The sequence below is a fragment of the Cellulomonas aerilata genome (assembly GCF_007991755.1).
Lineage (GTDB): Bacteria > Actinomycetota > Actinomycetes > Actinomycetales > Cellulomonadaceae > Pengzhenrongella > Pengzhenrongella aerilata.
On the sequence record NZ_BJYY01000018.1, the window covers coordinates 145,869 to 162,789 of the forward strand.

Consider the following 16,921-nt stretch of genomic DNA (forward strand, 5'->3'; position numbering starts at 1 on the left):
TCTCAGCGGTGCGGCACCGCGGCCCGGCTCTCGGCGGGCACGGGAGGCGAGGGGTGGTCGCGCTCGAGCTGCGCGCCCTCGACGTCGACGTCCGGGAGCACGCGGTCGAGCCAGCGCGGCAGCCACCACGCCTTCTCCCCCACCAGGTGCAGGAACGCCGGCACGAGCATCATGCGGACGACGAAGGCGTCGACGAGCACGCCGAACGCGAGCGCGAAGCCCATGGGCCGGATGACCGCGATGTGCGAGAAGACGAAGCCGGCGAACACGGAGACCATGATGATCGCCGCGGCGGTGACGACGGCCCGGCCGGCCCGGACACCCTCGGCCACCGACTGCCGTGCGGTCGCCCCGTGTGCGTACGCCTCGCGCACGCCGGAGGTCAGGAATAGCTGGTAGTCCATCGCGAGGCCGAAGAGGATGCCGATCACGATCGTCGGCAGGAAGCTCAGCACAGGACCCGGGTCGTGCACCCCGAACAGGTCACCCAACCAGCCCCACTGGAACACCGCCGTGACGGCACCGAACGTCGCCTGCAGCGACAGCACGAACCCGAGGGTCGCGACCACGGGCACGAGGATCGAGCGGAACACCATGACGAGGATGAGCATCGACAGGCCGACGACCAGTGCGAGGTAGCCCGGCAGCGCGTCGCTGAGCTTCTCGGAGATGTCGATGTTCGCGCTCGCGACGCCGGCGACGGAGAACGTCGCCTCCGGCTCGTCGACGGTCGTGGCGCGCAGCGTGTGGACGAGGTCCTCGGTCGACGGATCGTTGGGGCCGTCCTCCGGCAGCACCTGGAACGCCAGGACGGTCCCGTCCTCGTTCGCGCCGATCGGCGCCACCCCGCGCACGGTGTCCTGCTGCAGGAGCGCCGTGCCGAGCGCCGCCTGCGCGGTCGTGAGCTCCTGCTCGCTGACCCCGGCCGGCACGTCCGCGACGACGAGCAGCGGACCGTTGGCCCCTTCTCCGAACTCGTCGGCGGTCGTCCTGTACGCGGCGTACTGGGTGCTGTCGGTCGCCTCCTGGGACCCGTCCGGCAGGCCGAGGCGCATCGAGGAGGCGGGCAGGGCCGCGACGAGCAGCACCGCGACGCCCGCGACCAGCGAGAGCACCGCGCGCGGCGTCGACATCGGCCGGGCCGGTGCGCGCTTCCCGGCGACGGTCGCGGCACGCACCCGGCGCGGCAGCACGCGGTCGCCCGCGAGGCGCAGCAGCGCCGGGGTGAGGGTCACGGCGAGCAGCACCGCGACCGCGACGCTCGCCGCGGCCGCCGTGCCCATGAGCCCGAGGAAGGGAATCCCCGTGACGTTGAGGGCGAGGAGCGCGATGAGGACCGTGCTGCCGGCGAAGACGACGGCGTTGCCGGACGTCCCGGTGGCCAGTCCGATCGACTCCTCGACGGGCACGCCGCGGCCCAGCTGCCGGCGGTGGCGGTTCAGCAGGAACAGCGAGTAGTCGATGCCCACCGCCAGCCCGAGCATGAGCCCCAGGACCGGCGTCACGGACGACATCTCCACGACGCTGGAGAAGGTCAGGGTGGCCAGGGCGGCGACGCCGACGCCGAGGAGCGCGTTGAGCAGCGGCAGACCGGCCGCGACGACCGATCCGAGCATGACGAGCAGCACCACCACCGCGACAGCGACACCGATCACCTCGGACGCGCCACCCAGCACCGGCACGCCCGACGCCAGCTCGTTGGAGAAGGCGACGTCGACACCGTCGGGGGCGGCGGCCTCGACCGCCGCCATCACCGCGTCCTTGGTCTCCGGCGTGACGTCGAACTGCGGGTCCTCGAACACGACGGTGGCCAGAGCCGCCGAACCGTCGGGCGAGACCTGACGGATCTCGGCCGCCATCTCGAGCAGTGTCCGCCCCGCCTCGAGCTGCGGCTCCTGCGCCCGGAGCTGCGTGCGCCCCGCCTCCAGCTCGGTGAGCCCGGCCTCGATCTGGGCACGGCCCGCGTCCACCTGCGCCTGCTGCGCCTCCAGCTGGGCGCGCGCAGCCTCGAGGGCAGCCTCCGGAGTCCCCTGGGCCGAGCTCGCCTCGAGCTGCGCGCGGGCGGCGTCGATCTGCGCCTGCGCAGAGTCGAGCTGCGCGCCGCTCGCGTCGAGCTGCGCCTGCCCCGCATCGAGCTCCGAGCGCCCCTGCTCGAGCTGCCCCGCTCCCTCGACGAGCTGCGCTGCCTGCTGCCCGCGCTGGGCCTCCGTCGCGAGCGGGTCCACCACCGTCTCCACGCCGTCGACCCCGGCCGCGTCGGCGAGGGCCGCCGTGATGCCGGCGCGCTGGGCATCGTCGAGCGCCACGCCGCTCGCGGAGGAGAAGACGACGGTCCCGGTGCCACCGCTGCTGTCCGGCAGCTCGTCCTGGAGCCGCTGCGTCAGCCGGTCGGTCGCGGTGCCGGGGATGCTCACCGTCGACACGAGCGCCCCGCCGAAGCCGAGGAACGCCGCACCGGCGATCAGTAGGGCGACGAGCCACGCCCCGATCACGCGCCCGGGGTGGCGTGCCGAGGACCGGCCGAGTCGGTAGAGCAGTCGTGCCATGGCGGTCTCCGCGGGATTCGTCGGGCTCACACGACGCTGCGACGTCGAGATGGATCCCCACGATCGTAGGACGCTAAGTTGATACGTGACATCAGGTCGCTGCGCCCGCGGACGTGAACTTGATCTCATCCATCAGCGATAGCCTCCCCACGTGACGGACGACGGGGCGGCGCTGACGCCGGCGGGCGGGCTGCGCCGCGACGCGCAGCGCAACCGTGACCGCATCGTCGCGGCCGCGCGGGAGCTGTTCGCCGCGCGTGGACTGACCGTCGGCTTCAACGAGATCGCCCACCACGCCGGGGTGGGGGTCGGCACGGTCTACAACCGGTTCGCCGACAAGGACGAGCTCATCCGCGCGGCTCTGCAGGAGCCTGCGCGCGAGCTGCTGCGGGTCGCCGCGGAGGCACGCGCGACCGAACGCGCCCGCGACGGCCTCAGGCTCCTGCTGGACCGGATCGTCGCTCTTCTCGCCGCGAACCTCGGCCTGCGCGACATCGTCCTCACCTTCGACGAGCGCACCGTGCCCGAGCCGGGCCCCGCGATCGGCGAGGCTCTCGGGGACCTGCTCGCGCGCGCCGCGGCGGAGGGCGACCTGCGTGACGACGTGACGACGCACGACCTCGTCGTGCTCTTCTGGATGGTCACCGAGGTCGCCCGGCACACGCCCGACCACCCCACGACCTACCGCCGCTACCTCCAGCTGCTCGTGGACGGACTGACGACCAGCGGGGCACCGCTGGACGTGCCTGCCTCGCCCGAAGCCACCGGCGAGCTGTCGCGGCTCTGGGCGTCGCGGGGCCGGTGAGCAGCACGCCGCAGCCGGGCGCGGCCGCCATGCGAGTCCCGCGGTGGGCACACCGACGACCGCTGGTCAGCCGGCGACGGGCACACGCTCCCAGGTGAAGAGCGGGCCGCGCACCGGGTTCACGGTCAGTCGCAGGTACTCGAAGGGCAGCGTCTCGCCGTGCACGACGATCCGGGTGAAGTTGTCCAGCCCGAGCGGGTTGTCGGCGAGGTAGACGTGGGAGTCGCCCTGCAGCAGCAGCACCTCGCCGTCGAACGACGCGGTCCTGGCGGCGATCCGGTCGACGATCTCCTGCTGCCCGCTGGTCGGCTGCGGGAACCACGTGTCGGCCTGCATCGCGAGCACCACACCGCGGAGCCGGGCTTCCTGCGCCGCGTCGAACGTCTCGTCGACCCAGGCCACGGTTGCGGCGACGCGCGCCTGCACCTCGGCCGTCTGCTCGGCGGTCGGCGTGGACAGGCCCAGTCCGGACCACGGCGCGAGGCCGTTGTCGCTGCCGACGACGTGGAGGGTGGCCACGGCGACGCGCGACTCGAGGATCCGGACGTTCTCCACCAGCTGGGCCTGGTGCTCCGCGCGGGCGGGGCGTCGTCCGAGCAGCTCACCGGGCTCGGCGAAGAACGTCCGACGCACGGCGTCGAGGCGCTCGAGAGGCTGGTACGCGCCGTTGTTGACGCGGTGGCAGTCGGTCCACTCGTTGTCGCCGGGAGTGTAGACGACGGGGTCCTTGAAGTCCCGGAACATCGCGAGCGCAGCGGCGAAGCGCTCGTCGGTGCAGGTGGTGCTGCCGCTCTTGATGTCACCGACGTGGAGCGCGAGCCGAACATGGGTGTCGTGATTGATCGCGTCGACGAGAGACCCGACCGACGCCTCCTGCTCGATCCCGTACGGGACGTCACCGACCACGGCGATAGTCAGCGGGCGCGCGGACCGCTGCGCGGCCGTGCGGTCGTCCACGGCGTGGGCGGAGGTCCCGCCCACGAGGGTGATCACCACAGCGGCGACGACCGCGAGGGAGTGACGGGCTGACGGCATGACGTGGTTCTCCTCGGTTCGGGGCTGGGACGGGGCGTGCACCGCTGCGGGTCGGGAACGCTCGAGGACCGGTCGCACGGGGGTCACTCGTCGACCGGCACGGGGATCGTGAGCGTCGCGAGGACGGCGCCAGGGGCGTCGACCGAGACGGGGAAGGCCGACCGGTCCTGGGCGACGGCCGCCCCGGTGCCCGTCACGACCAGCGTCGACCCAGCCACCGGTGCACTGGCAGCGCCGACCCACGTCCTCGTCCGTCCGAGCACGGGACTCCCCTTCGTCGGGTGCCCGCGGCGTGCGAGCACCGCCCACGGTAGGAACGGCCGGTGGCGGGACCATGCCGTCCGGGTGAACGGACAGCGGCTGCCTCCCGTCGGTGCGGGGCGAGGCCGGAGGCGTAGCCGCGCCCTGCTGCATCGCCCGGGGCGACGCCCCGACCCGACCCGGTTCTCGGCTGGTCCTGGCGCCACGCGCTCAACGGCGCGAGAGGTCCGTGATGCTGGTCGGCTGGGGGTGGAGGTCCCTCGCGCTCGCCGGGCGGGCGATGAGGTATCCCTGCACGTAGTCGCACCCCAGGGTGCGCAGGTGCTCCATCTGCTCGTGGCGCTCGACGCCCTCTGCCACGACGGTGATGCCCATGGCATGCGCAGCGCCGATCACCCCGGCGAGCAGCAACGCCGAGGCGGGGTCGGTGTCGATCCGCGCGACGAGGCCTTGATCGATCTTCAGCGCGCTGAGCGGGAGCCGGCGCAGCATCGACAGCGACGAGTAGCCGGTGCCGAAGTCGTCCAGGTGCACCTGCACCCCGGCCGAGCGCAAGGCGGAGAGCTGCTCGGTGGCGGCGGCGACGTTGACCATCGTCGCCGTCTCGGTGACCTCGACCTGCAGTCGCCACGGCGCGAGGCCGTGCTGGCTGATGGCGTCCAGGACGTCGGAGGCCAGCCGCGGAGACGCCAGCTGCACCGGTGAGACGTTGATGGCGATCGACCACGCGACGCCCTCGTCCTGCCATCGCCGCGCCTGGGCGCAGGCGGCCGTCAGCACCCACCGTCCGAGTGCCGCGATCTGCCCGGACTGCTCCGCGACAGGGATGAACTCCCCCGGTGAGACGACCCCCAGCTCGGCGTCCGTCCACCGCACGAGCGCCTCGACCGAGACCACCTCCTGCGTACCGAGGTGCAGCTTGGGCTGGAAGTGGAGCTCCAGTCCGCCGCGGTCCAGTGCCGCACCCAGGCGCCGGCGGATGTCGGCATGGCGTCGCAGGACGGCGTCACCGTCTAGAAGTCGGCGAGCACGACCCTTGCCGTCACGCTTCGCCTCGAGCATCCCGGCGTCCGCGTGACGCAGCAGGACCTCCACGGTCGTCAGACCGGACTCGTCCGGCGCCGGCCGGCCGACGGCGACACCGACGGAGGACGAGACGTGCACCGGCATGCCCTGGATGACGAACGGGGTCTGTGCCAGGTGCACGACCCGGTCGGCCACGACCTGAGCCTCGTCGACGCTGACATCGACGAGGATGATCGCGAACTCGTCGCCGCCCAGGCGTCCGACCATGTCGCCGGTGCGCACGGTCCGAGCGAGCCGTTGACCGAACTGGACGAGCACCTGATCGCCCACAGCGTGCCCGAGCGTGTCGTTGACGACCTTGAAGCCGTCGAGGTCCATGAACAGCACCCCGACACGGTCCGCGGCCACGCCGCGTCCGAGCACCTCGGTGCCGTACTGCTGGAGCAGGAGCCGGTTGGGCAACCCGGTGAGCGGGTCGCGCATCGCGATGTCCTCGAACATGGTGCCGACCACGCGGAACAGCTCGGCCACCGGGACACCGCCGGGCGTGCCGTCCGCGCCCAGCACCAGGACGTCGTCGTACCGGACCTCCTCGTCCCGGTCCAGGATCGAGCGGGCGGCCACCCGCGGGTCGGCGTCCCAGGTCAGGACGATGTCGCCGGTCGCCAGCACATCGCTGATCCGCGCCCGCGCCAGCAGGGGGCGGCCATAGCCCAGGCGCCCGCTGAGCAAGGTGCTCAGCCGGGCCCGCGACAGCAGCACAGGTTCGCCGTCGACCACCACCACCACGGCACGCAGCCGAGGATCGTCACGCAGGGCCTGCTCGGCGTCGGCGACCCGTGCGGTGCTGTCGAGCTCTGGGCACCGGTACGCCAGATCGCCCACGGCGAGCACGCCGCCGGCACGCCCGGTCGGCTCGAGGATCGGCGTCGCGCTGCGGCTGCTCACGCCGACCTCATCGACAGGAGGTCCCGCCAGGCGCACGAACGCGACTCGTTTCGCTCGTTCGGGGCAGCGCCCCCGTGCGACGGGCTGCGCACACCGGCGCCTAGGCGGTGACGCACGGCGCCTCGACCTCGTGTCGTGCGAGCCTGCCCGTGCGGACACCCCACGCGCGTCGTCGCCGACCACCTCGCTCGGCACGGCCGAGCCGAGCCGAGGCACTCCCGGTGGTCCTGGTGCGGTGCGCCCGCCGACGTGCTGGAGGCGGCTCGGTGAGCGCGCCGGCGTCGGGTGCTCGGGGAGCGCCTCAGCGTGGATCGGGTCCGTCAGCGCCGGTGGGGCCCGAGGTGCTCGAGGAGAGCCCCTTGACGTTGCTCATCGGGTTCTTGCTCCGGGCAGGGGTGGAACCGGGCGGTCAGGCCTGCGCCGGCAGCAGCTCGGCCAGCAGGGTCTCGATACGGCCGCGGATGTCGTCGCGGACGCGGCGGACGGTGTCGAGGTCCTTGCCGGCGGGGTCCTCCAGCTCCCAGTCCTCGTACCGCACGCCGGGGAAGTACGGGCAGGCGTCACCGCACCCCATGGTGATGACGACGTCGGAGGCCTGGACGGCGTCCGCGGTGAGGACCTTGGGCTTCTCGGCGGTGATGTCGATGCCCTCCTCGGCCATGGCGGCCACGGCGGTCGGGTTGATCTGCTCAGCAGGCATGGAGCCGGCCGAACGGACCTCGACGCGCCCACCCGACAGCGCCGCGGCGTAGCCGGCGGCCATCTGGGAGCGGCCGGCGTTGTGGACGCAGACGAACATGACGGACGGACGATCGGACATGGGGGGCTCCTTGCCGGGTGGGCCCGCGGTGCACGGGCCGGTGACTGTGGTCAGGACGTGGGGACGAGAGAGGGGGCCAGGTGCTCGACGCGGTGGGCGATCTCCTGCAGTGCCTCGTCGAAGGCCTCGGGTCGGCCGGTGCGGAGCGGGTCCGGGATGGACCAGTGGACGTCGACCGGGATGGTGAGCTCCTCGTGCGCACGGTCGCACACGGTGACGACCAGGTCCTCCGGCCCGTGCGCGTCGGCCACGTGCTGCGGCCGGACCTCGGGTACGTCCAGCCCGTGCCTGCGAGCGGTGTCCAGGACCCCGGGCGCGATGGCGGCGGCAGGGTGGGTGCCGGCCGACTCGGCAGGGATCGCACTGGCGCGCCGCCACAGTGCCACCGCGAGGTGGGACCGGGCGGAGTTCGCGGTGCACACGAAGAGCACCCGCCTGGCCGGGCGCACCAGCGGGGATGCGAGGCGGTCCAGACTTCCCGAGACCAGGTGCACGTAGGACCGTCGCCGATCCCCTTCCGACCGCGACCGCCCCACGACACCCTCGCGCTCCAGCACCTTCAGGTGATGCGCGAGCAGGTTCGACGGCATGCCCAGCGCCTGAGCCAGCTCGGACGGCGACGCGTCCCCCAGCGCGAGGGTGTCGACGATCCCCAGCCTGGCTGGATCGGCGAGGGCGGCGTGCAGCACCGCACGCTGTCGCAGGTTCTCGGCTCGGTCAGTGCTCATTGCCTCAATATTGACTGACCTACCTCCGGTGGTCAAGCATGTCGCCCATGCCCGCAGAGCCGGTCCCACCACCCCAGCCCACCTGGTCGCGGCGCCTCGGCGCGGAGTTCGCGGGCACCGGCCTCCTGGTCACGGTGGTCGTCGGGTCCGGCATCGCGGCTGAGCGGCTCTCCCCGGACGACGTGGGGCTGCAGCTGCTGCAGAACAGCCTCGCGACCACCCTCGGTCTCGCGGTCCTCATCCTCGTCCTCGGCCCGGTGTCCGGGGCTCACCTCAACCCGGTCGTCTCACTGGCCGACTGGTGCCTCGGACGCCACACCGGTGGTCTGTCGCTCCGCGGTGCCGGCGCGTACATCGCGGCGCAGACCGCCGGGGCGATCAGTGGTGCCGTACTGGCCAATGCCATGTTCGGTGTGCCCCCAGCACTGGCCACGACCGTACGCACGGGTGGCGGCCTGCTGGTCGCCGAGGTCGTAGCCACCGCTGGGCTCCTGGTCGTGATCCTCTCCCTGACCCGCACCGAACGAGGCAGCCTCGTCGCCCCGGCGGTCGGCGCGTACATCGGCGCCGCCTACTGGTTCACGAGCTCCACCTCGTTCGCGAACCCCGCCGTGACGGTCGGCCGGATCTTCACCGACAGCTTCGCCGGGATCGCACCCGGCTCGACCCCGGCCTTCGTCGTCGCCCAACTCCTGGGCGCCACCATCGGCGTCGCGGCGGCCGTCGCTCTCTACCCGCTCTCGCAGGCGCGCAGCCGCGCAGGGGCGCGACCCGGATCCGAGACCGTCGCACGCCACTCGTAATCGAGGCCCGCCGCTTCCGCGCTTCGGCTGCCCGCATCTCGGCGGACGTCGAGTTGACGCGCTGCGGCGGGGACACCCCGCTCACCCTTAGCCCGGGGCGCACGGTCGTGGACACGGGCGGGCTCCCCGCACACGCGCCGGGGGGCCGCCGGCGGCTCAGGCGCGCAGGGCGTCGTCGATGCTGTCGTGGACGGTGAAGACCCGGTCCAGCGAGGTCATCCGCAGGATCTTGAGGACGACGGGCGCGGGTGCGGCCAGCTCCAGGCGAGCCTCACGTCGCACCGCCTTCTTCAGCGCGCCGACCAGGACTCCCAGCCCCGTGGAGTCGGCGAACCTCACCGCTGCCAGGTCCAGCAGCAGGTCGACGTGGCCGGCGTGCAGAAGGTCCTCGAGCCCGGCGCGCAGCGAGGGTGCGGTGTGGGCGTCGAGCTCGCCGGCGAGGTGGACGATGGTCCGCTCCCCCGGTTCAATGCTCCGGATCGGGTCCAGGTCGCTCACCACTGCACATCCTCGCTCTCGGCCGGCCACTCCCACCGGCGTCACCACACGTGCCTGTGGTCGAGTGTGCCGCCAGGGGGCGACGCGGCGGGTTCGACTGCTCCGGGTGCGCGTGGAAGTCACCCGGGGCCGACCCCGATCGGCCCAGCCGCACCCGTCGCAGACGGCGGCCGCGTCCGACGTCGAACAGGCCCGGGACGGCGGCGGCGTACCGGGCGACCGGTGCGGGGGTCGGGGTCGACGGTGGCGGGTGCCGAGCGGCCGTTTCGCACCGCGATGGGGCGATGCCGCACAATCAGGTCATCCACACCGCTCCGTCGGGTGACGCACGCACGATCGTCGTTCCCGCCACCGGAGAGTCATCGGCGGGATCGAGCACCCGGACGTCGGTGCCCGTCACGGATGTCAGGGCGGATGGCCCTGGCTCCGCAGCACCGACCACCGAAGAAGGGCTTGTCTTGACCAGTCGCACCGAATGCCAGACGGAGGGCAGCGACGCGCGCCAGGCGAGCGCTCCGCTGGTCGCGGCCGAGGCCGGGACCGCCCGTGTCGCCGCGCCGGCGGACAGGCTCTCGCGCCAGCACCGCCTCGTGATCGCGGTGCTGATGGTGGCTGCGTTCACGGTGATCCTCAACGAGACGGTCATGAGCGTCGCGTTGCCGGTGCTGCAGGACGACCTCGGCGTCGCGCTGAGCGTCGCCCAGTGGCTGACGACGGCCTACATGCTGACCATGGCCGTCGTGATCCCGCTCACAGGGTTCTTCATCCAGCGCGTGCCCACCCGAAGGCTCTTCGTGCTGGCGATGAGCCTGTTCAGCGCCGGCACCCTCGCGGCAGCGGTGGCCCCCGGGTTCGTGGTGCTCCTGGCGGCGCGGGTCGTCCAGGCGTCCGGCACGGCGATCATGATGCCGCTGCTGATGACGACCGTGATGACGCTCGTCCCGGCCGCGCGACGCGGCCTGATGATGGGCAACATCTCGATCGTCATCTCGGTCGCGCCGGCCCTGGGGCCGACTCTCTCCGGCTTCGTCATCGGCCGGTTCGGCTGGCGAGGGATCTTCCTCGTCGTGCTGCCGATCGCCCTGGCCACGCTCGCGCTCGGGGCGAGGTGGTTGGTCACCGTCTCCGAGACGTCGCGCGCTCGCGTGGACCTCGTGTCGGTACCGCTCGCCGCGCTCGGCTTCGGCGGTCTCGTCTACGGGATGGCGAGCATCGGCGAGGCAGCGGAAGGAGGGGCGGCCATCCCGGTCTGGGCGCTGTTCACCGTCGGCGGCGTCTCGCTCGTGCTGTTCGTCGTCCGGCAGCTGGCCCTGCAGCGCGAGGACCGCGCCCTGCTGGACCTGCGGGTCTTCCGGTCGTCGCTGTTCGCCATCTCGATGGGCGCGATGCTGCTCGCCACCGCGACGATGTTCGGGGCCTTCATCCTCCTGCCCCTGTTCGCCCAGCGCGGGCTCGGGTTGGCGCCGCTGCAGACCGGCCTGATCACGCTGCCCGGTGGCTTGATGATGGGCCTCGCCAGCCCCTTCGTGGGCCGCATCTACGACGCCCACGGACCGCGCGTCCTGCTGGTGCCTGGCGTCACCTTGATCAGCGGTGCCCTGTGGGTCCTGACGACCGTCAGTGCGACCACCTCCACGGCGCTGCTGGTGGCCACGAACGTCGCGCTCATGGTGGGCCTGGCCGCCACCTTCACGCCCCTGATGACAGCCGGCCTCGGATCGCTCCCGCCCCGGCTCTACTCGCACGGCAGCGCAGTGCTGGGCACCTTCCAGCAGGTCGCCGCCGCGGCCGGCACAGCGCTCTTCATCACCGTGGTCGCCGTCGTCGCGACAGCCGCAGGCAGCGACACCGCCGAGGCCGCAGGGACGATCGCCGGCGTCCGCGCTGCGTTCCTCGTCGCCGCGATCCTCTCGCTCACCCTGGTCCCCGCGGTGCTCTTCGTCCGCAGGCCGGCGTCGGGCACGCCGACCGCCTCCCTCCCGCACTGACGGCCCACGGCGCTCGACGCAGACTGCGCTCCGCCTGGGCACGACGCGCCCGCGGGACGGGCACGTCGCGCTCCGGCCGGCCGAGTCGCTGCCGGTGCGGGTGAGGCCTCACGCGCACCCGTCATCGGGGACGAGTCGCCCGGGCGGCCCACCCTGGTGGGCGCCGTGTGGTCAGCGGCCGGGACGTGGCGCTCTCAGCCGGCAGCGACGAACCCGTCCTCGTCGGGCGAGGCGGAGACGGCCCATACCCGGACGTCCTTGCCCGTCCCGTGATGGTCCTTCTCGTGGACGCGCACGACGCCGTCGTGGACGTCCTCGCCGTCGCCGCAGATCTCGTGGTCCCCGGTGGATCCTTGGGTGTGCATCGTGATGGGTCCGGCGAACGCCTCGAGCGTGGCCGGTTCCTTGCCCTCGAGCTCGGTCACCGCGTACGGAACTCCCGAGACGATCATGGCCGGTCTGGAACTCGTCATCGCGCTGCCTCTTCCCTAGCCGGCGTCGGAGGCAGCTGCCTCGTCGACCGTGCGTCGCCAGGGTGCGCCCCCGCGTCGCCGATAGCAAAGATCGCCCGGCACGGATCCTCGACGACGGCCCTGGGCCGGGGGCGCACGGATGTGGGTGCGGTCGGGCGCCGGTGCTGCGACGGGACACGACGTCGTGGCGGCCGGCGCGGGGAGCGAGCAGCCCACGACGCCACCCTTCGCCATCCCCGGCGGCGTCCTGGGTGGCCGCGGTCCGCCCGACGGCGCACCCTGGACGTGCGTCCCGCACCCCGCGAGCCACCTCGACCGACCCGCTGGAGACCCATGTCCCTCGCCATCAGCGCGCGAACGGAGCTCGTGCGCGAGGGACGCCGCTGGGTGACCGCGCAGGCGGTCCGCTGCGGCGCCTCACCGGCGGCCCTGGCGACGATCACCCTCCTGTCGAGCGAGCTGGTCGCGAACGCGGTGCTCCACGGGCCCGCCGACGGCGCCATCGTCGTACGAGCCCGCGCCGCCGGTCCGGTGTTCCGGGTCGAGGTGGACGACGACGGACACGCCTCACCGCGGGTGCGGCACGCTGCCCCGGGCGACGCGGGGGGTCGCGGCATGTTCCTCGTCGACGCCCGCGCCGCGCGGTGGGGCTGCTACCAGCGCTCCCCGTCCGGGAAGACGGTGTGGTTCGAGGCCCGGATGTGACGACGGCCGGGTCGGCGAGCGATGACTCCCCGACGCGGCACGGGTCTTCCCCGGTGACACCGCGACGAGGTCCGTCCTGCGGTCGCCGCCTCACGGTGGGCGGCGGGCGGGGACCCGTCACAGCGCGAAGGAGCGGACATGGCTGCCACCGGGCCCCTGGACATCACCTTCACCGCACGGCTGGGCAAGGTGCGGCCGGGCGACACGTGGACGTGCGTCCAGCTGCCGGGGTCGGCGGAGGTCTTCGGCACGCGTGGTCTGGTCAAGGTCGCCGGCACCGTGGACGGTCACCCGTTCACCGGAGCGTTCATGGCGCTGGGCGACGGCACCCACAAGCTCCCGGTGGCAGCCGCCATCCGCAGGGCCGCCGGCAAGGACGACGGCGACGAGGTCGAGGTGCACCTCACCGAGCGGCTGAGCTGAGCACACCACCTCGGCGGCACCTGCCGCCCGTCCCGACCGTCTCGACAGGGAGGCGTGCGGCGCCGACCGGGTCCGCTCAGCCGGGCAGGCGGTCGACGACCAGGTGCAGGCCGGCGGGGCTCCGCATCCCGTAGACGTCACGCAGGGTGGCCACGACGAGGCGGGCGGCGTCCGCGGCAGTGGCCGGCGGCACCGGGGCGGCGTCGTCCACCCTCTGCCGCAACCGATCAGGCAGACCGTCGGGCGCCGGCCCGTACCACCGGTACATGTGCCAGTCGTCGAGCTCCTCGGGCGGCTGCCAGCCGAGCGCGAGCAGCCGGCGCTGCTGCTCCTCGTCCCAGGGGTAGCCGCCGTCCACCCCCGGGTCCCCCACGGGACCGCTGCACTCGGCGTCGAGGTACTCGTTCTCGCGCGCGAGCTGGACGAGCGGCCGGTCGCGGACCGTGATCCGCTGCCTGCGCAGCCGGCCGAGGACTCCGCGGCTCGGCGGGTCCTGCGGGGGCGGACCCGGGGGCGGCTCCGGCGGCTCGAGGGTGACGAACCCTTGTCGGTGCAGGCCGGCGAGGTGACCGACGAGCACCGACTCGACCTCGGCCCAGTCGTCGGTGCGCAGGACCTCGTCGATCGTCACGCCCGACCCCCCGGGACGCCGTCGGCACCGGAGGGCGCCGGCACGACCGGCGAGACGTCGGAGTCCGGCGCGACCTCGCCGTCGGCCGGCAGGAGCTCCACGAGCATCGACCACACCTCCGTGGAGCGGACCGGTCGCAGACCCGAGCGCCCGTCCTCCAGCGCGACGACCTCCGCGAGGCCGTGCGGGGTGGCGAGCACGGAGAACCGGCGACCGGCCGGCTCGCCCGCGGGGTCCACCCACAGCGCGGCGAGGCCGTGCAGGCGCACCCGACCGGCGCGCACGTCGTCGACGGCCGCCTCCCAGCCGTCCGGCACGTGGGCGAGCAGCGCGTTGGCCGCGAACGCCCGCTCCGGACCCACGAGGGCGCCGACCGTGTCCTGCGGGACGTCGAGCACGTCACCGGGGAGCAGCGGGCGCGGCGCGAGCGGCATGAGCCGGGCGAGCGTGGGGACCACGAGCGAGGGCGGCACGGCGAGGAGGTCGTAGGCGTCCTCCCCCACCTGCGCGGCGAGCGTCGCGGTGTCCGCCGCGGCCCACACCCGGTGCAGCTCGGAGCCGGACGGGCGCGTCATCGCGAGCTCGACGTGGACGCCGGCTCGGGACAGGCCCGCGAGCACGGCGACGACGTCGCCGTCGATGCCGTCCGTGGTGAGGACCCCTGCCGTCCGCAGCGCGGCGACGTCGCCCGCGTGGAGGGAGTCTGGGGCCACCCCCTGTGCGAGGGCGAGGAGGGCCGCCAGCTCCGCCGTGGAGGCCCGCAGGCGCCCGGTCGGCCGGTCCAGGACCACGCTCACCGCAGGCTCAGGCTCTCGGCGCACGCGCGGAGAACGGGCGCGACGGCGGGGTAGTCCGCGGTCGCCACGGTGCCGGTGAGGGTGACGCCCTGGTCCGCGAAGATGACCGCCCACTGCTCCATCGTGAGACTGCTCGCGCCGTCGACGACGTGGGTGGCCAGCCGCCGCACGCCGTCGGCGCCGGAGAGCGCCACCCGCTCGAGGTCGAGGAGCTGGTAGGCGTCGAGCGTGCCGGCCATGAGCCGGTCCGACCCCTGCTGCCAGTCGCGCAGGCCGGCGAGGCCCGAGACGTCGTCGACCGTGACGACGAGGTTCGGCCGGACGCCGGACGAGGCCGTCGGCGCGACGGCGAGCAGGGCGACCCCGACCGGCGGGCTGTCGAGGACGTCCCAGCCCAGCGGCAGTCCCACGGTCAGCGTCCCGACGGCGAGCGGGACCTCGGCCCTCATCGTGCGCCCTCCCGCTTCCCGGCGCGCCGCCGGCGGCGGTCCTCGCGCCGCTCCCGCACCTCACGCCTCTCCCGCGCGACGACGGGGCGGAGCCACGCGGGTAGTGCCCAGGCCGGGGCCGGCAGGAAGAGCGCACCCCAGAAGAACACCGCGGCACCGACGAAGAAGGCGACGACGGCGACGACGGTCAGCGCCACCAGGTCGACGGCCCCACCGATCCGCAGCAGGGCGGCCGCCACGAGCATCAGCCCGATCCCGGGCATGCAGAACAGCCAGCCCTGCCGGGAGAACTGCTCCTGGGCCCACGCCCGTCCACCGCTTCGCCCACGGCGTCGCCGGACGGACGCGGCGAGCACGCCGGCGCCGGCGGCGAGGAGGACGACGTCGAGCAGCATCAGTCCCACAGCCCGTCCCACGCGTCGCCGATGGCGTCGCCCGCGCCGGAGGCGGCGTCGCCGAGGAACTCCCCCACGTCCTCCGCGGCGTCGCCGACCACCTCACCGGCGTCGCCGGCCACGTCGACGAGCTGGTCCCCGACCCACTCCCCGACGCCGGCGCCGATCGCGCCACCGATGACACCGCCGACGACACCACCCACGACGGTGCCGACCGGCCCGGCGAGGCTGCCGATCCCGGCACCGAGCTGCGCGCCGGCCACACCGCCGGCCCACGCCCCCGCGCCGGTCGTGGCGCCCTTGGTGGCCGCGCGGGTGGTCCGCTCGGCGGTGCCCATGCTCGGGTCGTCGCTGTCCTCCCGCCACTGGCCGACGGCGCTGGTCACGGAGGTGAGGCCGACACCGAGCCGCCCGGTCCACCTGCCCACCGCGTTCCACCGTCCCCGGGGGGCGGTCATGCCCTGCTGTGCCTGGTAGTTCGTCTTCCGGGCCCCGTCCCGGGCCCGCTCGTACCACGGCCGGCTGCGGAACTCGCCCATGTCCCGGTACCGGCCGCCGATCCCGCCCGGTGCGCCCGCGGGGTGGCGGGGCCGGAAGGTGCCGTACCGGACCGTGGTGAAGTAGGACGCCGCCCATCCTGCGCCGGACAGACCGCTGCCGAGCGCGAAGGCTCCGAGCCCCCACGGGGACGTCGAGCTGGGCAGGAAGCCGAGCTTCTCCAGGAGCGTCACGATGATCGGGGCGGCCGTCAGGTCCTTGGTGGCGCTCGTGACGCGCTCGTGGGCGGACTCCTCCCTCGTGCGCGCCTCCTCGGCGCGCTGCACCAGACCGTTGTAGGCCCGCACCCGGTTCTCGTACGTCCCGTCGTCCTCGGCATCAGCGGCCGGCGCGGTGGGCGGCAGGATCGACCCGCCCGAGAGGGACAGCCCGGCCGCCGCAGCGTCCGCGCGCAGGCCCGCGAACGAGCTGCGCACGCGCGTCAACGACTCGGCGAAGTCGGTGAGCTTCTCCCGGAAGCGGGAGGACCGCTCCCGCAGGGTGGCGACCTCGGACCGCAGGCCGGTGAGCTCCGCGGCGAACCTGTCCGAGGCCAGCCCGTCCCACGCCCCGTCGGCCTGGGCGCGGCCGGCGGTGAGCGCGTCGACCGTGCCCTCGAGGGCGCTCTCGTACGACTGCAGCGAGGCGGCGAGCGAGTGGCACGCCGACGGATCGCCGTGCACCCGGGTGTCGATCACCGCGGGCCCACCGGGCCCGCGGACGGCGCAGGGGTGCGGGCGCCGTCGTAGTCGCGCGCCGAGCCCTCGTCGGTGGCCCGGTACCGGTCCGCGACTCCCTGGAGGTTGTCGGCGAGGGCGTCCAGGGAGGTCGTGGCCTTCTCCAGCTCCTCGCCGAGCCACTTGACCGCCTTGGCGATCTCGCCCGACGACCGGCCGGCGTCGACGCGACCGCCGAGCCCGTAGGTGCCGGGGCTGCCGTTGGCATCGGCCCGCGACCGCAGGGTGCCCGCGACCGAGCGCAGCACCTCCGGATCGACGACGTACCCATCCGTCATGGGGCCGTGTCTAGCGAACGGCGTCGGCCGCTCGCAAG

At 73.7% G+C, this 16,921-nt stretch carries 19 protein-coding genes; 5 read left to right on the top strand and 14 right to left on the bottom strand.

Going from position 1 to position 16,921, the window contains the following annotated elements; translation table 11 throughout:
- Positions 1-2: 2 nt before the first annotated feature.
- Entirely contained in the window at positions 3-2,546 is a 2,544-nt protein-coding gene (locus CAE01nite_RS14730; RefSeq protein WP_146906071.1) for an MMPL family transporter, read from the bottom strand.
- A 151-nt stretch (positions 2,547-2,697) separates the two neighbouring features.
- On the opposite strand from CAE01nite_RS14730, the gene CAE01nite_RS14735 reads away from it, so the two are divergent.
- Positions 2,698-3,351, top strand: a complete 654-nt coding sequence (locus tag CAE01nite_RS14735; RefSeq protein WP_146906073.1) for a TetR/AcrR family transcriptional regulator — start codon at positions 2,698-2,700, stop codon at positions 3,349-3,351.
- Between the two features lie 66 nt (positions 3,352-3,417).
- Here CAE01nite_RS14735 and CAE01nite_RS14740 read toward each other — a convergent pair whose 3' ends face one another.
- The 5 genes from CAE01nite_RS14740 to CAE01nite_RS14755 form a co-directional block, all read right to left on the bottom strand.
- The gene (locus tag CAE01nite_RS14740) at positions 3,418-4,386 is read right to left on the bottom strand and encodes a hypothetical protein (RefSeq protein ID WP_222595946.1); all 969 of its coding nucleotides are present in this window, start codon (positions 4,384-4,386) and stop codon (positions 3,418-3,420) included.
- A gap of 83 nt (positions 4,387-4,469) precedes the next feature.
- Positions 4,470-4,604: a hypothetical protein gene (locus CAE01nite_RS18835; RefSeq protein WP_281285608.1), complete on the bottom strand. Its 135-nt coding sequence runs from the start codon at positions 4,602-4,604 to the stop codon at positions 4,470-4,472.
- 253 nt (positions 4,605-4,857) lie between these two features.
- On the bottom strand, positions 4,858-6,621 hold the full coding sequence (locus CAE01nite_RS14745) for a putative bifunctional diguanylate cyclase/phosphodiesterase (RefSeq protein ID WP_146906075.1): 1,764 nt from the start codon (positions 6,619-6,621) through the stop codon (positions 4,858-4,860).
- Positions 6,622-7,030: 409 nt separating this feature from the next.
- Positions 7,031-7,441, bottom strand: a complete 411-nt coding sequence (locus CAE01nite_RS14750; RefSeq protein ID WP_146906077.1) for an arsenate reductase ArsC — start codon at positions 7,439-7,441, stop codon at positions 7,031-7,033.
- Positions 7,442-7,491: 50 nt separating this feature from the next.
- Positions 7,492-8,169: an arsenate reductase/protein-tyrosine-phosphatase family protein gene (locus tag CAE01nite_RS14755; RefSeq protein WP_146906079.1), complete on the bottom strand. Its 678-nt coding sequence runs from the start codon at positions 8,167-8,169 to the stop codon at positions 7,492-7,494.
- A gap of 47 nt (positions 8,170-8,216) precedes the next feature.
- On the opposite strand from CAE01nite_RS14755, the gene CAE01nite_RS14760 reads away from it, so the two are divergent.
- A complete protein-coding gene (locus tag CAE01nite_RS14760; RefSeq protein WP_146906081.1) occupies positions 8,217-8,972 on the top strand; it encodes an aquaporin in 756 nt (251 codons plus the stop codon).
- A 156-nt stretch (positions 8,973-9,128) separates the two neighbouring features.
- Here the strand turns inward: CAE01nite_RS14760 and CAE01nite_RS14765 are convergent, their stop codons facing one another.
- Positions 9,129-9,470, bottom strand: coding sequence for an STAS domain-containing protein (locus CAE01nite_RS14765; protein WP_186816602.1), 342 nt, complete (start codon positions 9,468-9,470; stop codon positions 9,129-9,131).
- Positions 9,471-9,928: 458 nt separating this feature from the next.
- Here CAE01nite_RS14765 and CAE01nite_RS14770 point away from each other — a divergent pair, with 458 nt between their 5' ends.
- Positions 9,929-11,458, top strand: coding sequence for an MDR family MFS transporter (locus CAE01nite_RS14770; protein WP_246131237.1), 1,530 nt, complete (start codon positions 9,929-9,931; stop codon positions 11,456-11,458).
- Positions 11,459-11,652: 194 nt separating this feature from the next.
- On the opposite strand, the gene CAE01nite_RS18245 is transcribed toward CAE01nite_RS14770, so the two are convergent.
- Positions 11,653-11,931 carry a hypothetical protein gene (locus tag CAE01nite_RS18245; RefSeq protein ID WP_186816603.1) on the bottom strand — a complete coding sequence of 93 codons (279 nt, stop codon included), beginning with the start codon at positions 11,929-11,931 and terminating at the stop codon, positions 11,653-11,655.
- A 333-nt stretch (positions 11,932-12,264) separates the two neighbouring features.
- On the opposite strand from CAE01nite_RS18245, the gene CAE01nite_RS18250 reads away from it, so the two are divergent.
- Both CAE01nite_RS18250 and CAE01nite_RS14780 read left to right on the top strand, forming a co-directional pair.
- Entirely contained in the window at positions 12,265-12,636 is a 372-nt protein-coding gene (locus CAE01nite_RS18250; RefSeq protein WP_186816604.1) for an ATP-binding protein, read from the top strand.
- Positions 12,637-12,774: 138 nt separating this feature from the next.
- Entirely contained in the window at positions 12,775-13,059 is a 285-nt protein-coding gene (locus CAE01nite_RS14780) for a DUF1905 domain-containing protein (RefSeq protein WP_146906087.1), read from the top strand.
- Between the two features lie 76 nt (positions 13,060-13,135).
- Here CAE01nite_RS14780 and CAE01nite_RS14785 read toward each other — a convergent pair whose 3' ends face one another.
- Genes CAE01nite_RS14785 through CAE01nite_RS14810 form a run of 6 tightly spaced genes read right to left on the bottom strand, consistent with a single transcriptional unit; the run spans position 13,136 to position 16,883 of the window.
- On the bottom strand, positions 13,136-13,690 hold the full coding sequence (locus CAE01nite_RS14785) for a TY-Chap domain-containing protein (RefSeq protein WP_146906089.1): 555 nt from the start codon (positions 13,688-13,690) through the stop codon (positions 13,136-13,138).
- Complete coding sequence (locus CAE01nite_RS14790) at positions 13,687-14,487, bottom strand: hypothetical protein (RefSeq protein WP_146906091.1); 801 nt, start codon at positions 14,485-14,487, stop codon at positions 13,687-13,689. Before CAE01nite_RS14790 ends, CAE01nite_RS14785 begins: the two co-directional genes overlap by 4 nt.
- The gene (locus CAE01nite_RS14795) at positions 14,484-14,936 is read right to left on the bottom strand and encodes a hypothetical protein (RefSeq protein ID WP_146906093.1); all 453 of its coding nucleotides are present in this window, start codon (positions 14,934-14,936) and stop codon (positions 14,484-14,486) included. The genes CAE01nite_RS14790 and CAE01nite_RS14795 overlap by 4 nt, the downstream gene beginning before the upstream one ends.
- Positions 14,933-15,340: a hypothetical protein gene (locus CAE01nite_RS14800; protein WP_146906095.1), complete on the bottom strand. Its 408-nt coding sequence runs from the start codon at positions 15,338-15,340 to the stop codon at positions 14,933-14,935. Before CAE01nite_RS14800 ends, CAE01nite_RS14795 begins: the two co-directional genes overlap by 4 nt.
- Positions 15,331-16,566 (bottom strand): WXG100 family type VII secretion target, encoded by a 1,236-nt coding sequence (locus CAE01nite_RS14805; RefSeq protein ID WP_146906097.1) that lies wholly within the window; start codon positions 16,564-16,566, stop codon positions 15,331-15,333. The genes CAE01nite_RS14800 and CAE01nite_RS14805 overlap by 10 nt, the downstream gene beginning before the upstream one ends.
- The gene (locus CAE01nite_RS14810) at positions 16,563-16,883 is read right to left on the bottom strand and encodes a WXG100 family type VII secretion target (protein ID WP_146906099.1); all 321 of its coding nucleotides are present in this window, start codon (positions 16,881-16,883) and stop codon (positions 16,563-16,565) included. Before CAE01nite_RS14810 ends, CAE01nite_RS14805 begins: the two co-directional genes overlap by 4 nt.
- Positions 16,884-16,921 lie beyond the last annotated feature (38 nt).

Excerpts from the sequence above, each read along its gene's own strand:
- CAE01nite_RS14730 (WP_146906071.1), bottom strand. The coding sequence starts at position 2,546 with ATGGCACGACTGCTCTACCGACTCGGCCGGTCCTCGGCACGCCACCCC.
- CAE01nite_RS14740 (WP_222595946.1), bottom strand. The coding sequence starts at position 4,386 with ATGCCGTCAGCCCGTCACTCCCTCGCGGTCGTCGCCGCTGTGGTGATC.
- CAE01nite_RS14750 (WP_146906077.1), bottom strand. The coding sequence starts at position 7,441 with ATGTCCGATCGTCCGTCCGTCATGTTCGTCTGCGTCCACAACGCCGGC.
- CAE01nite_RS14755 (WP_146906079.1), bottom strand. The coding sequence starts at position 8,169 with ATGAGCACTGACCGAGCCGAGAACCTGCGACAGCGTGCGGTGCTGCAC.
- CAE01nite_RS14760 (WP_146906081.1), top strand. The coding sequence starts at position 8,217 with ATGCCCGCAGAGCCGGTCCCACCACCCCAGCCCACCTGGTCGCGGCGC.
- CAE01nite_RS18245 (WP_186816603.1), bottom strand. The coding sequence starts at position 11,931 with ATGACGAGTTCCAGACCGGCCATGATCGTCTCGGGAGTTCCGTACGCG.
- CAE01nite_RS18250 (WP_186816604.1), top strand. The coding sequence starts at position 12,265 with ATGTCCCTCGCCATCAGCGCGCGAACGGAGCTCGTGCGCGAGGGACGC.
- CAE01nite_RS14780 (WP_146906087.1), top strand. The coding sequence starts at position 12,775 with ATGGCTGCCACCGGGCCCCTGGACATCACCTTCACCGCACGGCTGGGC.
- CAE01nite_RS14795 (WP_146906093.1), bottom strand. The coding sequence starts at position 14,936 with ATGAGGGCCGAGGTCCCGCTCGCCGTCGGGACGCTGACCGTGGGACTG.
- CAE01nite_RS14810 (WP_146906099.1), bottom strand. The coding sequence starts at position 16,883 with ATGACGGATGGGTACGTCGTCGATCCGGAGGTGCTGCGCTCGGTCGCG.